Source organism: Goekera deserti (assembly GCF_010685995.1).
Lineage (GTDB): Bacteria > Actinomycetota > Actinomycetes > Mycobacteriales > Geodermatophilaceae > Goekera > Goekera deserti.
Map to the genome: position 1 here is coordinate 96,772 of NZ_JAAGWK010000019.1, position 17,473 is coordinate 114,244.

Sequence of the window (17,473 nt, forward strand, 5' to 3'; positions counted from 1 at the left end):
TCCGCCGCCGCGCCGGTTAGCGTGGACGCCCGACGTCAGGAAGGTGGTCCCCGTGCGCAGCGTCGTCGTGGCCAAGTTCGTCCCGTGGCCACCCAACTCCGGTGACAAGCGGCGCACCCTCGGCATCGTCCGGGGTCTGCGCGCCCAGGGTGAGGTCACCCTCTGCGCCTTCGCCGGCGAGGACGAGGACGCAGCACCCCTGGAGGCCGAGGGCATCGAGGTGCGCAGCGTGCCCCTGCGCCGCCGTCCCGACGACCTGGCCGCCGGGCTGGCGCTGGGACGGTCGCTGACCGCCGCCCGCTTCTACGACCGGCGGCTGGCCCGGCTGGTCGCCGAGGCGGTCACCGAGGACACCGACGTGCTGGTGGTGGAGCACGTGCAGCTGCTCCCCTACGCCCGTGGCCTGCACCCACGGATGCGCGTGGTCGACATGCACAACATCGAGTCGGCACTCGCCCGCCGCATGGCCGGCGCGGCGTCCGGCATCCGCCGGCTGGCCTGGACGGCGGAGACCCGGGCCCTGGAGGTCATGGAGCGCCGGGTCCGCGACGTCGACGTCGTGGCGGTGGTGAGCGACGTCGACCGGGTGAGCCTGACCGACGTGGTCGAGCACCCCCGGGTCGTCGTGGTGCCCAACGCCTGGGACGAGCCGGAGCCGCAGCCACCGGCCACCGACCCGGTGGTCAGCTTCGTCGCCCTGCTCTCCTGGGGCCCCAACGTCGACGCCGCCACCTGGTTCTGCTCGGCCGTGTGGCCGCTCGTGGTCGCCCAGCTGCCCGAGGCGCGGCTGCAACTGGTCGGCCGGAATCCGGCACCGGAGGTGCAGGCACTCGCCGGGGACACCGTCCAGGTCAGCGGCACGGTGCCCGACCTGGCCCCCTGGTACGCCCGCACCCGGGTGGCGGTCGCCCCGTTGCGGGTCGGCGGCGGGTCACGGCTGAAGATCCTGGAGGCGCTCGCCGCCGGACGTCCCGTGGTCGCCACCGCGGTGGGCGCCGAGGGCCTGGAGGACCTCACCGGTCGCGGCGTGCTCATCGCCGACGACCCGGCCGGGATGGCGGCGGAGATCGTCGGCCTGCTCGCCGACCCCGCCCGCAGCGAGGAGCTCGGCCGGGCCGGGGTGGCTGCGGTGGCCGCCGACCACTCCTGGGCGGCCGCACTGCGCCCGCTGCTGGCCCAGCTGTCAGCCGGCCCGACCACCCGCTGAGCCGGCCGGGGCGCGGCGCACCCGGCCGTCCACCCAGCCGGCGCCCTTCCAGCCCAGCGCCGGACCCTCGACCAGCACCCAGGACAGCGCCGCCAGCGCCAGGGCCGGCACGAGCGCCAGGGGCACGAACAGCCAGGCCCCCAGCGCCGGCAGGCCGGCGGCGACCAGGACCACCTGGACCGGCCAGTGGTAGATGTACAGCCCGTAGGAGAGGTCCCAGCGCGGCGTCCAGCGCAGCGGCAGGCGCACCACCGCGTACACGCAGACGTAGGCCAGCGCGGGCGCCGCGAGCGAGCGCTGCTCGGGGGCCAGCACGCTCGCGACCGCCACGACCGCCATGCCGAGGGCGGCCAGGGTCCAGTGCACCGGCACCCACCGGGCGTACAGGTGCGCGGTGACACCCAGCAGGAAGACCAGCGTGAAGCGCAGGGCCGGCTCCACCGCGAACAGCGGCAGGTCGACCCGGTCGAACAGCCCGGCGGCGTCGGCCACGGTGCCCACCGCCAGCACGAGCGCCAGCGCCGGCACCACCCATCGGCGGCGCTGCAGCACCGAGCACAGCCCGAGCAGGGCCAGCAGCACGTAGCAGGCCGCCTCGTACTGCAGGGTCCACAGCGATCCGTTGAGCACCGCCCCGGTGTCACCGGCGTGCACGTCACCGATGCCGCCCTGGAGGATCGGCAGGAAGGCGTTGACCAGCACGTAGCGCCAGCCCGGGCCACTGTCCAGCCCCTCGGCCCGGCCGCCGAGCGCCGCGGCCAGCGGGGCGAGCACCGCGGCGGTGACCACCAGGCACACCCAGAACCCGGGCAGGATGCGCAGCGCGCGGTGCCAGAGGTAGCGGCCGGTGCTGCCCAGCCGCAGCAGGCTGCCCGCCACCAGCATGCCGCTGAGCACGAAGAACGCGTCGACGGCCAGCGCGCCGACCTCGACACCACCCAGCCGCGGCTGCCAGCCGTACCCGTTGGCCAGCGCGTGCGTCAGCGCGACCACGGCGGCCAGGGCCAGGCGCAGGACGGCCAGGCTGTTGCTGCGCGGGGAGAACGCCGACTCCAGCGACTGCGCACCGCCGGGCGCCCGGCGCGGCCCGGGCACCGCAGGACGGGCTGGGGTGGTCCTGGTCAACGACGGCGCTCCCTCTCGTGCACGACGCGACCGCGTGGGCACGTCACCAATCGAACCTCAGGCGAGGTTAGATTTGACGGTAGCCCAGGATCTGGACACGAGCACGGCGGTCGCACACGCGGGGCGCGCCCGTCACACGATCAGCGGGTCGCGAACCGGTACCGTCGTCCCTCTACGGTGCTCCCGGCGTCCGACGGACGCGACCGGGTGACGAGGGAGGAGGGTGACCGTGACCGAGCGTCTGATGCGCATCGGCGAGCTGGCTGAGCGCACGGGGTTGTCCCTGCCCACCCTCCGGCACTACGACGAGACCGGCCTGCTCAGCCCCTCGGCCCGTACCGCCGGCAACTTCCGGCTCTACAGCGAGGCCGACTACGAGAAGCTCATGGTGATCCGCCGGATGAAGCCGCTGGGCTTCACCGTGGAGGAGATGAGCGAGCTGCTGGTCGTCGTGGAGGGGCTGCGCCGTTCTCCCGCCGTCCCACCCGACGAGCACGCCCGGCTGGCCGAGGCGCTCGAGTCGTTCATCGTGGCCGCCACCGAGCGGCGGCAGAAGCTGCAGGTGCAGCTCGCCCGGGCCGACGAGTTCATCGAGATCCTGCGCCGGGAGCGGGCCACCGCACCGGCCTCCGTCGCCACCGCCCCCTGACGGGCCCAGCCCGCCGCACCGCCCTCCCGGGGGCGACCGACCCGCCATGGCACCCTTGCCGGTGACCGGTGGTCGCCGGGCAGGCGACCCGTGATGCGTGGGGCAGGAGCAGCAGTGCCGCAGTGGGACGATGTCGAGCTGGTCGTGGTGGCCTACCGCAGCCGCGCCCAGGTGGAGGCGATGCTCGCCGGCCTGCCGGCGAACCTCCCCGTCGCCGTCGTGGACAACTCCGACGGTGCGGACGGCCTCGGCGCGCTGGTCACCGCGCGGCCGCACGGGCGGTACCTCAGCGGCGGTGGCGTGGGCTTCGCACGGGCGGCCAACCTCGGCGCCCGGACGTCGACGGCGTCGGTGGTCGTGTTCGTCAAGCCCTCCGCCCGCCCCACCACGGCGGACCTGGCCACCCTGGTCGAGGACGTCGTCACCGACCCTGGCTGCTCGGCGAGCGCAGCGGTGCTCACCGACCCGGAGGGCCGCTCCCAGCGCGGCGTCGGCGGGTGGGAGCCCTCCCCGCGCCGGGCCCTGGTGCACGCCGTCGGCCTGCACAAGCTGTGGCCGCACGCCGGGATCTACGCACGGCCCCCGATCGGCGTCCCGCTGGAGGTCGACTGGGTCAACGGCGGGGTGATGGCCGTGCGCCGGGAGACGTTCCTCGAGCTCGGCTGCTTCGACGAGGGCTTCCACGTGTTCAACGAGGACATGGCCTTCGGCTGGGCCAGCCGGCAGCACGGGCTGCGGCAGCGGCTGCGCACCGACGTCGCCGTGCCCAGCGCGGTGGGCGGGTCCGGCGGACCGGCGCTGGACCTGTGGCGGCTGCGTGGCGCGTCGATGGCCCGCTACCTGGACAGGTACCACCCCGGCCGCCGCGTGGGCAACGAGGTGGCGGTCGTCGTCCTGGCGCTCGGTTCGCTGGCCCGGGCGGCCGTGCAGACGCTGCGCCGGGACGGGGACGAGGCGCGGGCGAGCCGGGTCTACGCCCGCGGCCTGCTCACCCGCCGGGCGTACATGGAGGGCCGGCTGGTCTCCCGCCGCTGACCCGGCGGGGCTCAGCGCGCCTCGAAGAGCTCCACGCGGATCGTGCCGAAGTCCTGCCGGGAGGTGACCTCGTACCCCGGCCGCACCACGTCGTCCACCACGACGGACGACGACTCCGGGGTCGGCCGCCAGGTGTCCCCGGGCAGGGAGACGACCCAGATCCGGTCCCGTTCGCTGACGATCGGGGTCAGCTCGTCGGGCGGGAACTCCTGCGGGAACTCGTCACCGAGCTGCTCGGTCGTGCGGGCGACGGCGACGTCCTCGGGCACGACCTGCCCCGGGGCCGGCTGGTCCAGGTACCACTCGATGGCCATCCGCAGGTGGGCCGGCGCGTAGAGCACGACATCGCCGGGGCGGGCCTGCGCGGTGACCGCCGCGGCCGCGCCACGGACGTCCTCCGGCACCTCGCGCAGGTAGTCCCGCTGCACCAGCGACACCGCCTGCAGGGCCACCACGACGGCGAGCGCGGCCAGCATCAGCGGCCGGAGCCGGATCTGGAGCACCGCCCAGGCCAGCAGCAGCGCCATCACCGGCAGCAGGAAGGACAGGTAGCGGCCCACCAGCAGCGGCTTCACCACGCTGACGGCGATGATCACCGCCGGCGGCAGCACCAGCCAGGCGGTGAGCAGCGGCGCGGCCAGCGGGTGCTCGCCCACGGTGCGCCGGCGCACCAGCGCGACGCCCCAGGCCAGCACCGCCAGCGCGTAGACCGGCACCAGCACCGGGGCGCCGCTCAGGTCGGAGGCGGCGCCGGCGACCCGGGCCGGGCTGAGGTCCTCGATCCAGCCGCTCATCACCCCCTGGGCGAGCAGCAGCCGCAGCAGCACGGGGGCGGAGAACAGCCCGACCAGGGCGTAGACGGCCACCGTGCGCGGCAGGCGCCAGCCCTCCGGCGGGGCGATCAGCAACGCGAGCGCGTGTGCCCCGGCCACCAGCAGGGTGAGCGGCGTCGTCCAGACCATGAGCACGCAGACCGCGACGTAGCCGGCCCAGCGCGCGGTGCTCCGCGGGCGGTCGTAGGCGCGCAGCAGCAGCCAGCAGGCCAGCACGGCCAGCAGGGAGGCGAGCGCGTAGGCGCGGGCGAAGCGGCCGTAGAAGAGGAACGCGGGAGCCAGCGTGAGCAGCAGCGCGGCCAGCAGGCCGGCCCGCGCACCGAGGAGCCGGCGGCCGACCAGGGCGGTGAGCGGCACCGTGACGACGGCGGCGAGCACCGACAGCGAGCGGATCCAGGTCTCGGAGTCCGAGACCGACGTCCAGCCCCACAGCGCCAGGTAGTAGAGGCCCATGTTGAACTCGCGGGTCCACAAGATCGACCAGGCGTGGTCCAGCGAGCGGGTGGCGATGAAGGCGCTGAAGATCTCGTCGCGCCAGAGGCCGTCCTGCCCCAGCTGCCACCAGCCCAGCACGGCGGCCAGCACGGTGACTGCCGCGACCAGGGGCCAGAACCGGGACACCGCGGGCGCCTGGTGGCGTGGCGAGCTGCCGGACACCGGGCCGACGGGGTCTGCCTGTACCTGGCTCATGTGGTGTCCGGTCCTCTTCGACGTCCTGGTGCCGCGCGAGAACCTACACGGCGCGTGGGTCCCGGGGGGATGACGACGAGTACCCCGATGGGGTGGGTCCCACGCACGGGTGAGGGGTCCGGCTCGACCCGAGCCGGACCCCTCACCCGTGCGTGCAGGTCACCAGAGGGAGCGGTACGCCTCGGCAGCCTTCGGCATGGCGGTGCCGTTGAAGACCCGGTAGCTGTTGTTGTGCACGTTGACGTTGAAGAGGATCTCGTAGAGCACCTGGCCGGCACCGGAGCCGCCGTTGGCCTGGAGGAACTCGTACATCCCCTGCATGAACGCGACGTTGTCACCGTTCGCGGCCGTCCCCGACCACTCCGAGATGGACATCGGCAGACCCTGGCTCCGGGCGAAGTCCAGGTGGCCCTGCAGGCCCTTGGGCGCCCCGACACCATCGGTCAGCTTCATCGAGGCGGCCCAGTCCTGCTTGGTCGCGACGTAGGGGTAGGCGTTGTAGTAGTCGACGCCGAACACGTCGACGTTCTCCTTGCCGGGCCAGTACTTGCGCCAGTCGGCGTTGTTGCCGACGGTCTCCCGGTTGACGTTGAAGACCAGCTTCGACTCCGGGAAGATCTCCTGCTGCAGCGCGCGGTAGCGGTTCCAGGCCTTCGTGAAGGCCGCCGCGTTGCCGCTGTTGACCGACCAGGCGTACCAGTTGCCGTTCATCTCGTGGGCGAAGCGCAGGTACCAGGTGCCGCTGCGGCCGCTCCACAGCTTCTTCAGCGACGTGAGCGACTCCCGCCAGCGGGCGTCGTAGGCACCGCCGGCCGCGGCCTGCCAGGTCTCGCCCGTGCCGATCGCGCCGACGGCGATGTCCAGCGGCTTGTCCCAGTTGCCCAGGTCACCGCTGGGCCGCAGGGCCCACAGGCCGAGCATGGCCTGGTTGTTGTCGTTCCAGGTGCCGGCGATCTCCACCGGGCGGCCTCGCCAGTTGCCGTAGGCGCCGGACACGACCCCGTCGCCGGACGCGCCGGACAGCCACGTGCCACCGGCCAGCTGAGTGCCACCCCCGGCCGACGACGACGGCGCGGACGTCGAGGGCGTGGCGCTGGTGGCCGGCGGGGTGGAGGTGCGGGGAGCCGACGAGCTCGCGGACGAGCTGGACGACGGGCCACTCGCCGACGAGGAGGTCGTCTTCGGGGCGCTGGACGACGAGCTGCCGGCCGGCGGGGTGCTGGTGCGCGGGGCCGACGAGGTGGTGGCCTTCGGGGCGCTGGACGACGAGCTGCTGGCCGGCGGGGTGGTGGTGCGCGGGGCCGACGAGCTGGAGCTGGTGGCCGGGCTGGACGAGGTGGCGCCCGCGGAGGAGGAGGCGGAGCCGGACCCGGTGGGGACGGTGGCCGCCTGCCCACCGCCGGCGCCGGCCGACGACGTCGCGTCCGGGGAGGCCGCGCTGGACGACGACCCGGTGCCCGCGGCGGTGACGCTCTCCGAGGAGGAGCTGCCCGAGGAGGAGCTGCTCGCCGAGGCGGACCCGGCCGAGGAGCTCGAGCCCGACGCGGTGGTCGGCGGGGTCACGGTCGCGCCCGCGGGGACCCGGGCGGCGGCGTCGGAGCCCTCCACCTCCACCTCGAGGCCGGGGTCGACGGCGAAGGGGCCGGGAGCCGGGACCGGCGACCCGGTCGACGGGTCGACGGCGCCGCCGCCCTGGGCCTGGGGCTCGCTGCTGCCCGGGACCGGCGCGTTCGGCACCGGGACCGGACCGTGGTTGGGGCCGGCCTGACCCGGGAGGACCTGATCCTCCTGCGGGGCGGTCGTCGGGTCGGCGCCCTGCAGCAGGCCGTCGGCGGAGGTGGAGGCCAGGTCGTCGGTCGGGGTGGTCGGGCCGAGCGTGCTCACGACGGTGACGCTGAGGATCACCAGCGCCACCACCATCGTGACCATCAGGACCGTGAGCACCCCGCCCCGGCGGCGGCCACGGTCGGAGGTGGCAGGTGCGTAGGCGTGCACGTGCTGGTTGTCGGCGCCATGGCGACGGCCCATCGTCAGCGACCACCCTGCGCGGAGTCGGCGGTCGCCGGCGCGACGCGGTCGAGCTGGGGCCTCATGAGGTCAGGGGGAAGCAGCGTCATGGGTGGGATCCGTCCTCGGCCGTCCGCTGCTGTGGTGAGCACGAACGAAGTTCATCAACGACTTTGTGACTCTTTCACAGCGCTCCGCTCACGTGAAATCACGGACAGTCATGGAGTGCTCAGCGGCCACAGGAGTCACAGACGAATCACACGTGTGTCATCCGACCCGGCGCAGAACCGCGAACGACCAGGATCTCGCCGAGGCGGCAGCCAACAAGTGATCCGGGTCACATTCACCGGGAGGGCGGGCCCACGACGCACGGACGGCCGGAGCCCTGTCCGGGTCCGGCCGTCCGTGGTGCCCCTGCCGGGGCCGGGCTCACCGCCCGGCGAGCCCCAGTGCCGCGACGGCCGTGGCCGCCGCGCTGCCGAAGAACATCGTGTCCTGCTCGGCACGCAGCCGGTCGACCAGCCGCCCCTCGGGCAGCCGCACGTCGGCGTAGCCGATCACCTCGTCCCTGGCGACGTCGCGCAGCAGGACCGCACCCTCGGCCAGGCCCACCGGGAGCAGCCCGTCGCGGTGCGTGACGTCGGCCCGCTCTGCCTCGCCGTAGTAGTGGTAGCCGCCGGGCCGGTCGAGCTCGGTCCCGGCCGCGAGGTCGGTCTTGGCCAGCGTGACCACGTCGACCTGCGGTGCACCCATCGGCCGGATGGCCGGGTCGCCGAGCAGCGCGGCCCGGGCCACCGTGATCGGCACCTCGAAGTGGCACAGGTGGTACGGGGTGTAGAAGCTGTACAGCGGCCCGGTGCCCAGCTTGTAGAGCTCCAGGTAGTGCTGCTGCTTCGGGTCGTCGTGCGTGGCCATGACGTAGACCCCGGGGCCGGGCTGGGCGCCGACCACGTAGTCCACCGCTCCCCCGATGGCCCGCAGCTGCTCGACGTCGTACACCTGGGTCAGCTCGTCGACGTGCCCGCGGTGGTCCTGCCCCAGCATGCCGCGCCGGTGCACGCTCAGGCCGGCCGCGTTGGCCACCAGTGCCTGCTCGACGCTCACCTTGGTGCCGTCGGCGAAGCTGGTGACCATCCACGGGTCCTGGCCCCAGCGCTTGGCGAAGCCCTCCTGGGTGGTGGGGTTGCGGTACGGGTCCTGCAGGCCCTTGATGTTGCCGGCCACCATCGGGGTCAGCCCGATCTGGCGCACGAAGCGGATCAGGTTCATCTGCACGCCCGGCTGGTCGCCGTCGGCGCCGGTGTAGACCACCCCGGCAGCGTCGGCCCTGGTGGCCAGCAGCGGGCCGAGGGTGGCGTCCACCTCGGCGTTCAGCAGCACCAGGTGCTTGCCGGCGGCGAAGCAGGCCAGCGCCAGCTCGGCACCGAAGTCGACGGCGCCGGTGGCGTCCACGACGACGTCCACCCGGTCGCTGCCGACCAGCACCGCGATGTCGTCGGTGACGGCGACGTCCCCGGCACCGGCGATCCGGTCGACGTCGGCGGCGGTGCCGGCGTCGGTGGCGCGGGCCCCGGCCGTGGTGACGGCGTCGTGCGCCCGGCTCGGCGTCCGGTTGCAGACGGCGACCAGCTGCATGCCCGGCGTCGAGTTGACCACCTGGTTGACCAGGCCCTTGGCCATGAAGCCGGCCCCGACCAGACCGAGGCCCACCGGCCGGCCGTCGGTCTGCCGCTGCGCGAGCAGCGTGTCCACGCCCATCACGAGGCAGCCCCGGCGGCGACGGTGGCCTGCGCGGCGGCGAAGGCCGCCGCGTTCGTCTCGTGGTCGAACAGCGGCCAGGAGGCGTCCTTGTCCGAGATCGTGGAGACCGGCAGCGGCCACCGGAGCCCGAAGGCGGGGTCGTCGTGCCGGTAGCCCGTCTCCGCGCCCGGGGCGTAGGGGACGCTGACCATGTACAGCACCTCGGTGTCGTCGGTCAGCGTCTGGTACGCGTGCGCCAGGTGCGGGGGCAGGTAGAGGGCGTCGTGGTTGTCCGCGGTCAGCTCGACCATCACCTGCTGCAGGTACGTCGGCGAGCCGGGCCGGATGTCCACGGCGACGTCGACGATGGCCCCGCGGGTGCACCGGATGAACTTCGACTCCGGGTGCCCGGGCAGCGAGAGGTGCAGCCCGCGGACCGTGCCGGCCCGGTGGTTCTGCGACACGTTGCACTGCGCCACCTCCGGGCGCATGCCGTGCTGGGCGAACTCGGCCGTGTCGAAGGACCGGGCGAAGAAGCCGCGCTCGTCTTGGTACAGCTCCATCTCCACCAGCACCACGCCGTCGACCGCCTGGGGGGTGTACTTCACGGCGCCGTCCAGAACAGCTGCGGGTCGACCTGCTGGGTGCGGAGCAGGTGCTCGATCTGCTTGAGCCGGGTGTGGCCGCGGCCGGTGAACGTGGCCTCGTCCATGTCGATGGCCTGGAACACCTTGTGCAGCTGCGCGGCGCCGGCCTTGGCGTCCCAGTCGGTGTCGTAGCCCGGCAGCACCTGGCGGATGCGGTCGAAGGCCACCCGGTAGCTGCGGTTGTCCGCCGTCGGGTCGCCGAAGGTCAGCTCGCAGCCGGGGAACTCGGCGGCGACGATCTCGGCGATGTCCCGGACGCGGTAGTTGTTGGACTCGCTGCCCACGTTGAAGATCTCGCCGTGCACCTTCTCGCGGGGGCTCTGCACGGTCATCACGATGGCCTTGGCGATGTCCAGGGCGTGCACCAGCGGGCGCCACGGGGAGCCGTCGCTGGTCATGGCGATCTTCGACGTCGTCCAGGCGAGGCCGGAGAGGTTGTTCAGCACGATGTCGAAGCGCATCCGCGGGCTGGCGCCGAAGGCGGTCGCGTTGCGGAGGAAGGTCGGGGAGAAGCTGTCGCTCGCCATCGCCGACACGTCCCGCTCGACCAGGGCCTTGCACGTCGCGTAGGCGGTCTGCGGGTCGACCGGGCTGCTCTCGTCGACGATCCCCTCGGCCACGCCGTACACGCTGCACGAGGACATGTAGACGAACCGCTCGACGCCGGCGGCCTTCGCCGTCTCGGCCAGGTGCACCGACCCGTGGTGGTTGATGTCGTAGGTGACGTCACCGATCAGGTCACCGATCGGGTCGTTGGACAGCTCCGCCATGTGCACGATGGCGTCGACGCCGGCCAGGTGCTCGGCGCCCAGGGTGCGGATGTCCAGCGCCAGGGTCTGCGGCACCCGGTCCAGGCCGGGGTACAGCCAGCCGTTCTTGTAGTACCCGGTGTCGACGCCGACGACGTCGTGGCCGGCGCGGAGCAGCTCCTGCGCGGTGAGGCAGCCGAGGTAGCCCTCGGTGCCGGTGACAAGGATTCGCAACGTCATTCCTCAGTTCGATGGTGACTTGAGCCCGGGAGAGCCAGGTGGGGGCGGAGGAGGGTCAGTCCTCCCAGACCTTCCAGTCCGCGCGGCCGTCGTCCCACATGCCGTTGAGCTCCTTCCAGTCCCGGAAGGTGTCCATGCCCATCCAGAAGTCCTCGTGGCGGTGCACGCCGAGCTGACCGTCGCGGGCCAGGCGCTGCAGCGGCGCGTGCTCGAGCATCTCGTCGGTGGCCGAGGCGTCCAGGTAGCGGTCGACGAACTCGCGCTCGAAGAAGAAGAAGCCACCGTTGACGTACCCGGTCTGGTTCTGCTTCTCGTTGAACTGGGTGACGTCGTCGCCCGACAGGACCATCTCGCCGTAGCGCCCGCTGGGGTGCACGCCGGTGAGCGTGCCGAGCTTGCCACCGGCCAGGTGCGACTTCAGCACGGCCGGGATGTCGATGGCACCGATGCCGTCGCCGTAGGTCACCGCGAAGCGGGGGGCGTCGAGGTACTGCGCGACGCGGGCGATCCGGGCGCCGGTGGCCGTGGTCAGCCCCGTCTCGGCGAACGTGATCGACCAGTCCTCCTCCTCGTGCGCGGTGTGGAACTCCAGCTCGTGGCTGCCGCGCAGCTCGAGGGTGAAGTCGTTCATCCGCGCCCGGTGGTCGACGAAGTAGTCCTTGATCATGTCGCCCTTGTAGCCCAGGCAGAGCACGAAGCGCCGGAAGCCGTAGTGGCTGTAGGTCTTCATGATGTGCCAGAGCACGGGGCGCCCGCCGATGTCGACGAGCGGCTTGGGCAGGTGCTCACTGGCCTCGCGCAGCCGGGTGCCCATGCCGCCGCACAGGATCACCACCGGGATCTCCGCGGTGGGGACATCGGGGTACGTCATCTGCTGGTCCTCCTCGTTCGCTGCGCCACGCAGGTCACCGGGCACGCTACGGGCGCCCTGGACCGATACCAACCCGTACCGCGGAGCCGGCCCCCAACGGGTGAACCGCCTCCACGACCGGGTGCCGACCGGGTGGTCAGCACGGCTCAGTAGGCGCCCGATCCACGGACGACGGCGCCCACCGTCTTCCACATGATCATGAAGTCGAAGGCGAGCGACCAGTTCTCCACGTACCGGACGTCGATCCGCACCGAGTCGTCCCAGGAGAGGTCCGAGCGGCCACTGACCTGCCAGAGGCCGGTGAGGCCGGGCTTGACCAGGAAGCGACGGTGCATGTCGTCGCCGTAGCGCTCGACCTCGGCGGCCAGCGGCGGCCGCGGGCCCACCAGCGACATGCTCCCGCCCAGGATGTTGAACAGCTGGGGCAGCTCGTCGAGGGAGTAGCGGCGCAGCAGCTTGCCGACCCGGGTGACCCGGGGGTCCTCGCGCAGCTTGAACAGCACGCCGTTGCCGTCGTCCACCACGATGTCCTCGGTCATCTGCTCGGCGCCGACGACCATCGACCGGAACTTCAGCATCCGGAAGGGCCGGCCGTCGCGGCCGATCCGCTCCTGCTTGAAGAACACCGGGCCGCGGCTGCTCGCCTTCACCGCGAGGGCGATGACCAACAGCACCGGCAGCAGGGCCAGCAGCAGGCCCGAGCTGATCACGACGTCGGTGGAGGTCTTGGCCACCCGGCGCACACCGCGCAGCTCGGGACGCTCCATGTGCAGCAGGGGCAGGCCGCAGATCGGCCGGATGTTGACCCGCGGGCCGGCGATGTCGGTGACGGCCGGCGCGAGCAGCAGCTCGGCGTCGGTCGCCTCCAGGCCCCAGCCCAGCCGGCGCAGGGCCGCGGAGTCGAGCTCCGGGGAGGGCAGGACGGCGACCGTGTCGACGTGGTGGGCCCGGACGACGTCGACGACGTCCCCGAGGTCACCGAGCACCGGCAGCCGGTCGAACAGTTCCGCCCCACCGGCCCCGCGCTGGCCCGACGGCAGGCAGCACCCGACCACCCGGTAGCCCTGGTAGGCCTCCCGGTCGATCTGGGCGTGCAGGTCCTGGACGCCGTTGCGGTGGCCGACGATGAGCAGCGTCTGCTGGTAGAGACCCTGGCCGCGCCGGCGGTGCAGCCAGCGGCGCTGCAGGAAGCGCTGCAGGAGGGTCAGCAGCGTGGCCAGCGGCAGCGCCACCACGACCAGCCCGCGGGCGACCTCGAGCTTGAACGCCCAGCTCACGGTGCCGACCGCGGCGAGGATGCTCACCGCGGCGGAGAACACCCGGCGGAACTCCTCGGGACCGACCCACAGGAAGCGCTGCTCGTAGGTGCGGGCGACGAGCATGGCTGAGACCCACACGAACGGGAGGAGGCAGGCGATCAGCACGGCGGCGCGGTAGGCCGGGGCGTAGGACGTCTCGGCGGCAGACCCGAACCGCGCGACGTAACCGACGGTGGCGGCCACGATGCCGGCGACGAGGTCGCCGACCATGATCCGGCGGACGTACCGCGTCCGCCAGGACGGCGACGAGACGGTCCACGAGGCTGCCGGCGACGGCGCCGTCCCGACCTCCGGGGCCCGCGCACCCGCCGTTCCCTGCACACCCTGCGTGACCATGTCACCTTCCTGCTCGTCGTCCGGGGTACATCTTCACCCTGAGGGGCGAACGTAGCGCCACTCAGCGTGATGGGGAAGCGGGATCCGTGCAGCGCTCCACGAACGTGTCGACTTTCCGAAACGCATCGGTCCCAGCCTGGGACCAGCGCGGACGTACGATGCGCGGGTCGTGATCTCACGTCACTTGTCGATCACAACGAGTAGGAATTCGATGTGTCCGAGATCCCGCTGTCACTCGTTGTGATGAACGGGACGCCCCGGCGGGGGCAGTACCCTCCGTGATGGACCCGAAGCCGCCCTCGACCCCTGGGAGACATCGGTGCGCAGCACCCCTCTCGTGGCCGGCCTGGTCGTCTCTGCGGCGATCGGGCACGTCGGCTACCCCATCGCCCTGGCCGCCGTGGCCCGCCGCCGGCAGCCGGCCCCCCGGGTCGACCCCGCGGCGTGGCCCGCGGTCACCGTCCTCGTCCCTGCCTACCTGGAGGCCGGCGTGATCGGCGCCAAGGTCGCCGACGTGCACGCCAACGGCTACCCCGGCCCGCTGGAGGTGCTTGTCGTCGCCGACGGCGACCCCGAGACGGCGGCCAAGGCCGCGGCTGCCGGAGCCCGGGTCGAGCTGCTGCCCGAGCGCCGCGGCAAGTCGCAGGCGCTGAACCACGGCGTCGCCGCCGCCAGTCACGAGATGGTCGTGATCAGCGACGCCAACAACGAGCTCGAGCAGGGCGCGATCGCACACCTGGTGCGGCGGCTGTCCGAGGACGGCGTCGGCGCGGTGGCCGGGGAGAAGCTCGAGGGCACCGGCGGCGAGCTCGCCTACTGGCGCTTCGAGGCCTGGCTCAAGCGCAACGAGGACCTCATGGGCACGACGCTCGGTCTGGACGGCGGCCTGTGCGCCGTCCGCCGCTCGACCTGGCCGGTGATCCCGACCGACATCTCCAACGACGACCTCTGGGTCGCGCTGGACCTGATGGAGCGCGGGCTGCGGGTGGCCTACGAGCCGCAGGCGGTGGTGCGCGAGGACTCGATCGGCGGCACCGCCCTGTCCTGGGAGCGGCGCACCCGGGTGCTCGGCGGTGGGCTCTGGGTGATGTGGCGGAAGCGACAGCTGCTCGACCCTCGCCGGGGTTTCGTCAGCGCACAGATCTGGGGGCACAAGCTCTGGCGCTCCACGATCGGCCCGCTGAGCCACCTGGCCCTGCTGCTGATGGCCGTGCGGTCGGCACCGGGCTCGTTGCTGGCGCGCCTGTTCCTGGCCGGGCACGCCGTGGGTGCCGCCTCGTTCGCGGCCCAGCAGCGGGACGTGCGGCTGCCGCTGCCGGCCCGACTGGCCGCGCAGGTGCTCTACCTGCAGGCCGTGGCCTTCGGCGGCATGGCGCGCTGCCTGCGCGGGGACCGGGTCCTGCAGTGGGCCAAGCCCGCCCGCTGACCCGCTGACCCGCGGCGCCGCCCCCTCGCGGCGCCGCGGACGGGCTCAGAGCCGGATGACCATGCTGGGGTCGAGGTCCGCGGTCCGGGCCGCACCGGCCACGGCGAGCACGTGCCGCAGGTCGGCGGTGAGCTCGTCGAGGGCGGCGGTCACCGCGCCGGCCCCGCCGGTGGCCAGCGCCCACAGCAGCGGCCGGCCCACCAGCACGGCGTCGGCGCCCAACCCGAGCGCGACCAGCGCGTCCAGGCCGGTACGGATGCCGCCGTCGACCAGGACCGGGGCGTGCCCGGCCACCGCCTGGACGACGTCCGGCAGGGCCAGCGCGCTGGGCACGCCCCGGTCCAGCTGACGGCCCCCGTGGTTGGACACCACGACCCCGGCGGCACCGGCGTCCAGGCAGCGCACCGCTTCGTCCCCGCGCAGCACGCCCTTGACCAGCACCGGCAACCCGCCGACGTCGGCGAGCCGGCCGATGACGTCCGGGGTGATCGACGGGTCCTGCTCGGCGGCCTCGCGGCCGACCGCGCCCGGCAGCAGGTGCTGGGCCAGGTTGACCAGGTACTCGTCGTCGGGCACGGCGAAGCGCACGCCGGCCACCTTGTGCTTCCGGCCGACGTACGGGGTGTCCACGGTCAGCACCACGGCGGTGGCGCCGGCGGCGGCGGCACGCTGGACGAGTGCCTCGGTGAGCCCGCGGTCCCGCATCACGTAGGCCTGGAACCACCACGGGCCGGTCGCGGCGGCGCCGATGTCCTCCAGCGTGCGGGAGGCGCGGGTGGAGACCACGGTGAGGCTGCCGGCCGCCCCGGCGCCGGCCACCGTGGCGCACTCGCCGTCCGGGTGGGCCAGGGCGTGGAAGGCCATCGGGGCCACCACGAACGGCGAGGCCACCCGGGTGCCCAGCAGGGTCACCCCGGTGTCCACGTCCGAGACGTCGTGCAGCACCCGGGGCCGCAGCCGGTAGCTGCGCCAGGCGGCCTCTGCCTCGGCCAGGGTGGTCTCCTCGCCGGACCCGGCGGAGTAGTAGTCCCAGACGGCGGGCGGGAGCGCGGAGCGGGCCGAGTCGACGTGGTCGGCGAGCAGACGGAGCATGTGATCGGGGCGGGAGCCCCCGGTCCTCTCGACGTGCGGACGGGTCAGCGGTGGGTGCCCCGGCGCGACGCCGGGCACCCGGTCACCAGAGTGCCTGGTAGGCCGACGCGGACGCCGGCATGCTGGTGGTCGGTTCCACGGTGAACGGGGCTCCCGCGTCGGCGACGTTGAACAGCACCTCGTAGGCCAGCTGGCCGGGCCCCGGTCCGCCGTGCACGTTGCAGAAGGCGAACACCTGCCGGAAGAAGTCCGGGGAGTCGGTGATGCTGCCGTCGCAGCCCCACTCGCTCAACGCGAACGGCAGCCCGACGCCCGCGGCGAACTCCAGGTGGCGCTGGATGCCGAACGGGGCGCCGGTCGGGTCCGAGCGCAGCGCCTGCCGCCAGAACTCCGGCGCGCTGGTGATGACCGGACGGCCGTTGAAGTAGCTGGTGGAGAGCACGTCGACGTACTCGGCGCCGGGGAAGGCCGTCCGCCAGTCAAACAGCCGGTCGCCGGCGCTCTCGCTGTTGGGCGCGAACACCAGCCGCGCCGCGGGGGCGTGCTGCAGCTGGAGCGCCCGGAAGCGTCGCCAGGCGGTGACGAAGTCGCCGACCTCCTCGGGGTGCACCGTCCACGGGTACCAGAAGCCGTTGAACTCGTGCGCGAAGCGGATGTACGGCACGCCGGCACGGTCGCCCCAGAGCCGGGTGAGCCGGCGCAGGCACGCCGTCCAGCGGTCGTCGTACTCCCCGCGGGCCGCGGCTGCCCAGTTCTCGCCCGTCTCGATCGCACCGATGGCGATGTCCAGGTCACCGGTCCAGTCCGCGTAGTCCCCGGTCAGCGGCCACAGCGCCAGCTGGCCCCCGGCGTCGTCGGACCAGGTGCTGCTCACGGTCACCGGGTCGCCGCGCCAGGCGGCGAACGTGCCGTCGGCCGAGGAGCGGCCGGAGGCGCCCGAGCGCCAGTGCAGCCCCGCTGCGGCGTCTACGACGAGCAGGGACTGGGTGACCGAGCGGCAGGCGTCGACGGGCGAGCCGGCGCCCGCATCGAGGGTCAGTGAGTACTCCCCCGGCTGCAGCTCCAGCGGGACCACGAAGGCGGGGGCCGTGGCGGTGCCGACCTGGTCGGCGACGCCGGCGGCGAGGTCCGCGCCTCCCGCGTCGGTCAGTCGCCAGTTGACCGCACCGGCTCCGGATGTGCTGGTCCCGAGCACGGTCAGCGGACCGGAGCAGAGCACTGCGCCGGGCGCCGGCGCGACGATGCCGAGCACCGCGGAGGTACAGGTCGCCGGTGCGGTGGCCCGGCCGGGTGCGGACGGCTCGCTGGAGGTCCGGCCGACGGCGCACCCGCCCAGCAGGGCGAGGCCGGAGGCCCCACCCAGCTGCAGGAAGGCCCGCCGGGAGACGAGTCCCCGGGGCTGGAGGTGCTCGTGGAGTGGGCGGCGCACACGACGATCATGCGCCGGGCCGGCGCCCCGCGGGTATTCGGCCCACTCCTGTGGGTGACAACACCGCCCGTCCGGGTC

Annotated in this window: 15 protein-coding genes; 5 read left to right on the forward strand and 10 right to left on the reverse strand. The window is 73.3% G+C overall.

The genetic code is table 11. From position 1 onward, the window contains the following. Window positions 1-52 precede the first annotated feature (52 nt). Window positions 53-1,207, forward strand: a complete 1,155-nt coding sequence (locus tag G1H19_RS13545; protein WP_152729445.1) for a glycosyltransferase — start codon at window positions 53-55, stop codon at window positions 1,205-1,207. On the opposite strand, the gene G1H19_RS13550 is transcribed toward G1H19_RS13545, so the two are convergent. After that, window positions 1,184-2,332: an acyltransferase family protein gene (locus G1H19_RS13550; protein ID WP_152729444.1), complete on the reverse strand. Its 1,149-nt coding sequence runs from the start codon at window positions 2,330-2,332 to the stop codon at window positions 1,184-1,186. The two genes, G1H19_RS13545 and G1H19_RS13550, sit on opposite strands and share 24 nt — an antisense overlap. A gap of 229 nt (window positions 2,333-2,561) precedes the next feature. Between G1H19_RS13550 and G1H19_RS13555 the strand changes: the two genes are divergently transcribed. Together G1H19_RS13555 and G1H19_RS13560 are read left to right on the forward strand one after the other, a co-directional pair. Beyond that, a complete protein-coding gene (locus G1H19_RS13555) occupies window positions 2,562-2,981 on the forward strand; it encodes a MerR family transcriptional regulator (RefSeq protein WP_162392911.1) in 420 nt (139 codons plus the stop codon). Window positions 2,982-3,095: 114 nt separating this feature from the next. Next, window positions 3,096-4,016, forward strand: coding sequence for a glycosyltransferase family 2 protein (locus G1H19_RS13560; protein ID WP_235928107.1), 921 nt, complete (start codon window positions 3,096-3,098; stop codon window positions 4,014-4,016). Between the two features lie 11 nt (window positions 4,017-4,027). Here the strand turns inward: G1H19_RS13560 and G1H19_RS13565 are convergent, their stop codons facing one another. Both G1H19_RS13565 and G1H19_RS13570 read right to left on the reverse strand, forming a co-directional pair. Beyond that, on the reverse strand, window positions 4,028-5,539 hold the full coding sequence (locus tag G1H19_RS13565) for a glycosyltransferase family 39 protein (protein WP_152729442.1): 1,512 nt from the start codon (window positions 5,537-5,539) through the stop codon (window positions 4,028-4,030). A 159-nt stretch (window positions 5,540-5,698) separates the two neighbouring features. Beyond that, window positions 5,699-6,535 (reverse strand): glycosyl hydrolase, encoded by an 837-nt coding sequence (locus G1H19_RS13570; RefSeq protein WP_152729441.1) that lies wholly within the window; start codon window positions 6,533-6,535, stop codon window positions 5,699-5,701. A gap of 49 nt (window positions 6,536-6,584) precedes the next feature. On the opposite strand from G1H19_RS13570, the gene G1H19_RS13575 reads away from it, so the two are divergent. Further along, window positions 6,585-7,307, forward strand: coding sequence for a hypothetical protein (locus G1H19_RS13575; RefSeq protein ID WP_152729440.1), 723 nt, complete (start codon window positions 6,585-6,587; stop codon window positions 7,305-7,307). 668 nt (window positions 7,308-7,975) lie between these two features. On the opposite strand, the gene G1H19_RS13580 is transcribed toward G1H19_RS13575, so the two are convergent. The 5 genes from G1H19_RS13580 to G1H19_RS13600 form a co-directional block, all read right to left on the reverse strand. Next, window positions 7,976-9,304, reverse strand: a complete 1,329-nt coding sequence (locus G1H19_RS13580; protein WP_152729439.1) for an NAD(P)H-dependent oxidoreductase — start codon at window positions 9,302-9,304, stop codon at window positions 7,976-7,978. Beyond that, window positions 9,304-9,894, reverse strand: coding sequence for a dTDP-4-dehydrorhamnose 3,5-epimerase family protein (locus tag G1H19_RS13585; RefSeq protein WP_162392910.1), 591 nt, complete (start codon window positions 9,892-9,894; stop codon window positions 9,304-9,306). Before G1H19_RS13585 ends, G1H19_RS13580 begins: the two co-directional genes overlap by 1 nt. Next, window positions 9,891-10,922, reverse strand: a complete 1,032-nt coding sequence (locus tag G1H19_RS13590; RefSeq protein WP_235909575.1) for an NAD-dependent epimerase/dehydratase family protein — start codon at window positions 10,920-10,922, stop codon at window positions 9,891-9,893. The genes G1H19_RS13585 and G1H19_RS13590 overlap by 4 nt, the downstream gene beginning before the upstream one ends. 55 nt (window positions 10,923-10,977) lie before the next feature. Then, window positions 10,978-11,793 carry a sugar phosphate nucleotidyltransferase gene (locus tag G1H19_RS13595; protein WP_152729438.1) on the reverse strand — a complete coding sequence of 272 codons (816 nt, stop codon included), beginning with the start codon at window positions 11,791-11,793 and terminating at the stop codon, window positions 10,978-10,980. A gap of 146 nt (window positions 11,794-11,939) precedes the next feature. Then, on the reverse strand, window positions 11,940-13,448 hold the full coding sequence (locus tag G1H19_RS13600; protein WP_152729437.1) for a sugar transferase: 1,509 nt from the start codon (window positions 13,446-13,448) through the stop codon (window positions 11,940-11,942). 319 nt (window positions 13,449-13,767) lie between these two features. On the opposite strand from G1H19_RS13600, the gene G1H19_RS13605 reads away from it, so the two are divergent. Next, entirely contained in the window at window positions 13,768-14,874 is a 1,107-nt protein-coding gene (locus G1H19_RS13605; protein WP_152729436.1) for a glycosyltransferase, read from the forward strand. Window positions 14,875-14,919: 45 nt separating this feature from the next. Here G1H19_RS13605 and G1H19_RS13610 read toward each other — a convergent pair whose 3' ends face one another. Beyond that, window positions 14,920-15,966: an alpha-hydroxy acid oxidase gene (locus G1H19_RS13610; RefSeq protein ID WP_174278046.1), complete on the reverse strand. Its 1,047-nt coding sequence runs from the start codon at window positions 15,964-15,966 to the stop codon at window positions 14,920-14,922. An 82-nt stretch (window positions 15,967-16,048) separates the two neighbouring features. Continuing rightward, on the reverse strand, window positions 16,049-17,395 hold the full coding sequence (locus G1H19_RS13615; protein ID WP_152729435.1) for a glycoside hydrolase family 26 protein: 1,347 nt from the start codon (window positions 17,393-17,395) through the stop codon (window positions 16,049-16,051). Window positions 17,396-17,473 lie beyond the last annotated feature (78 nt).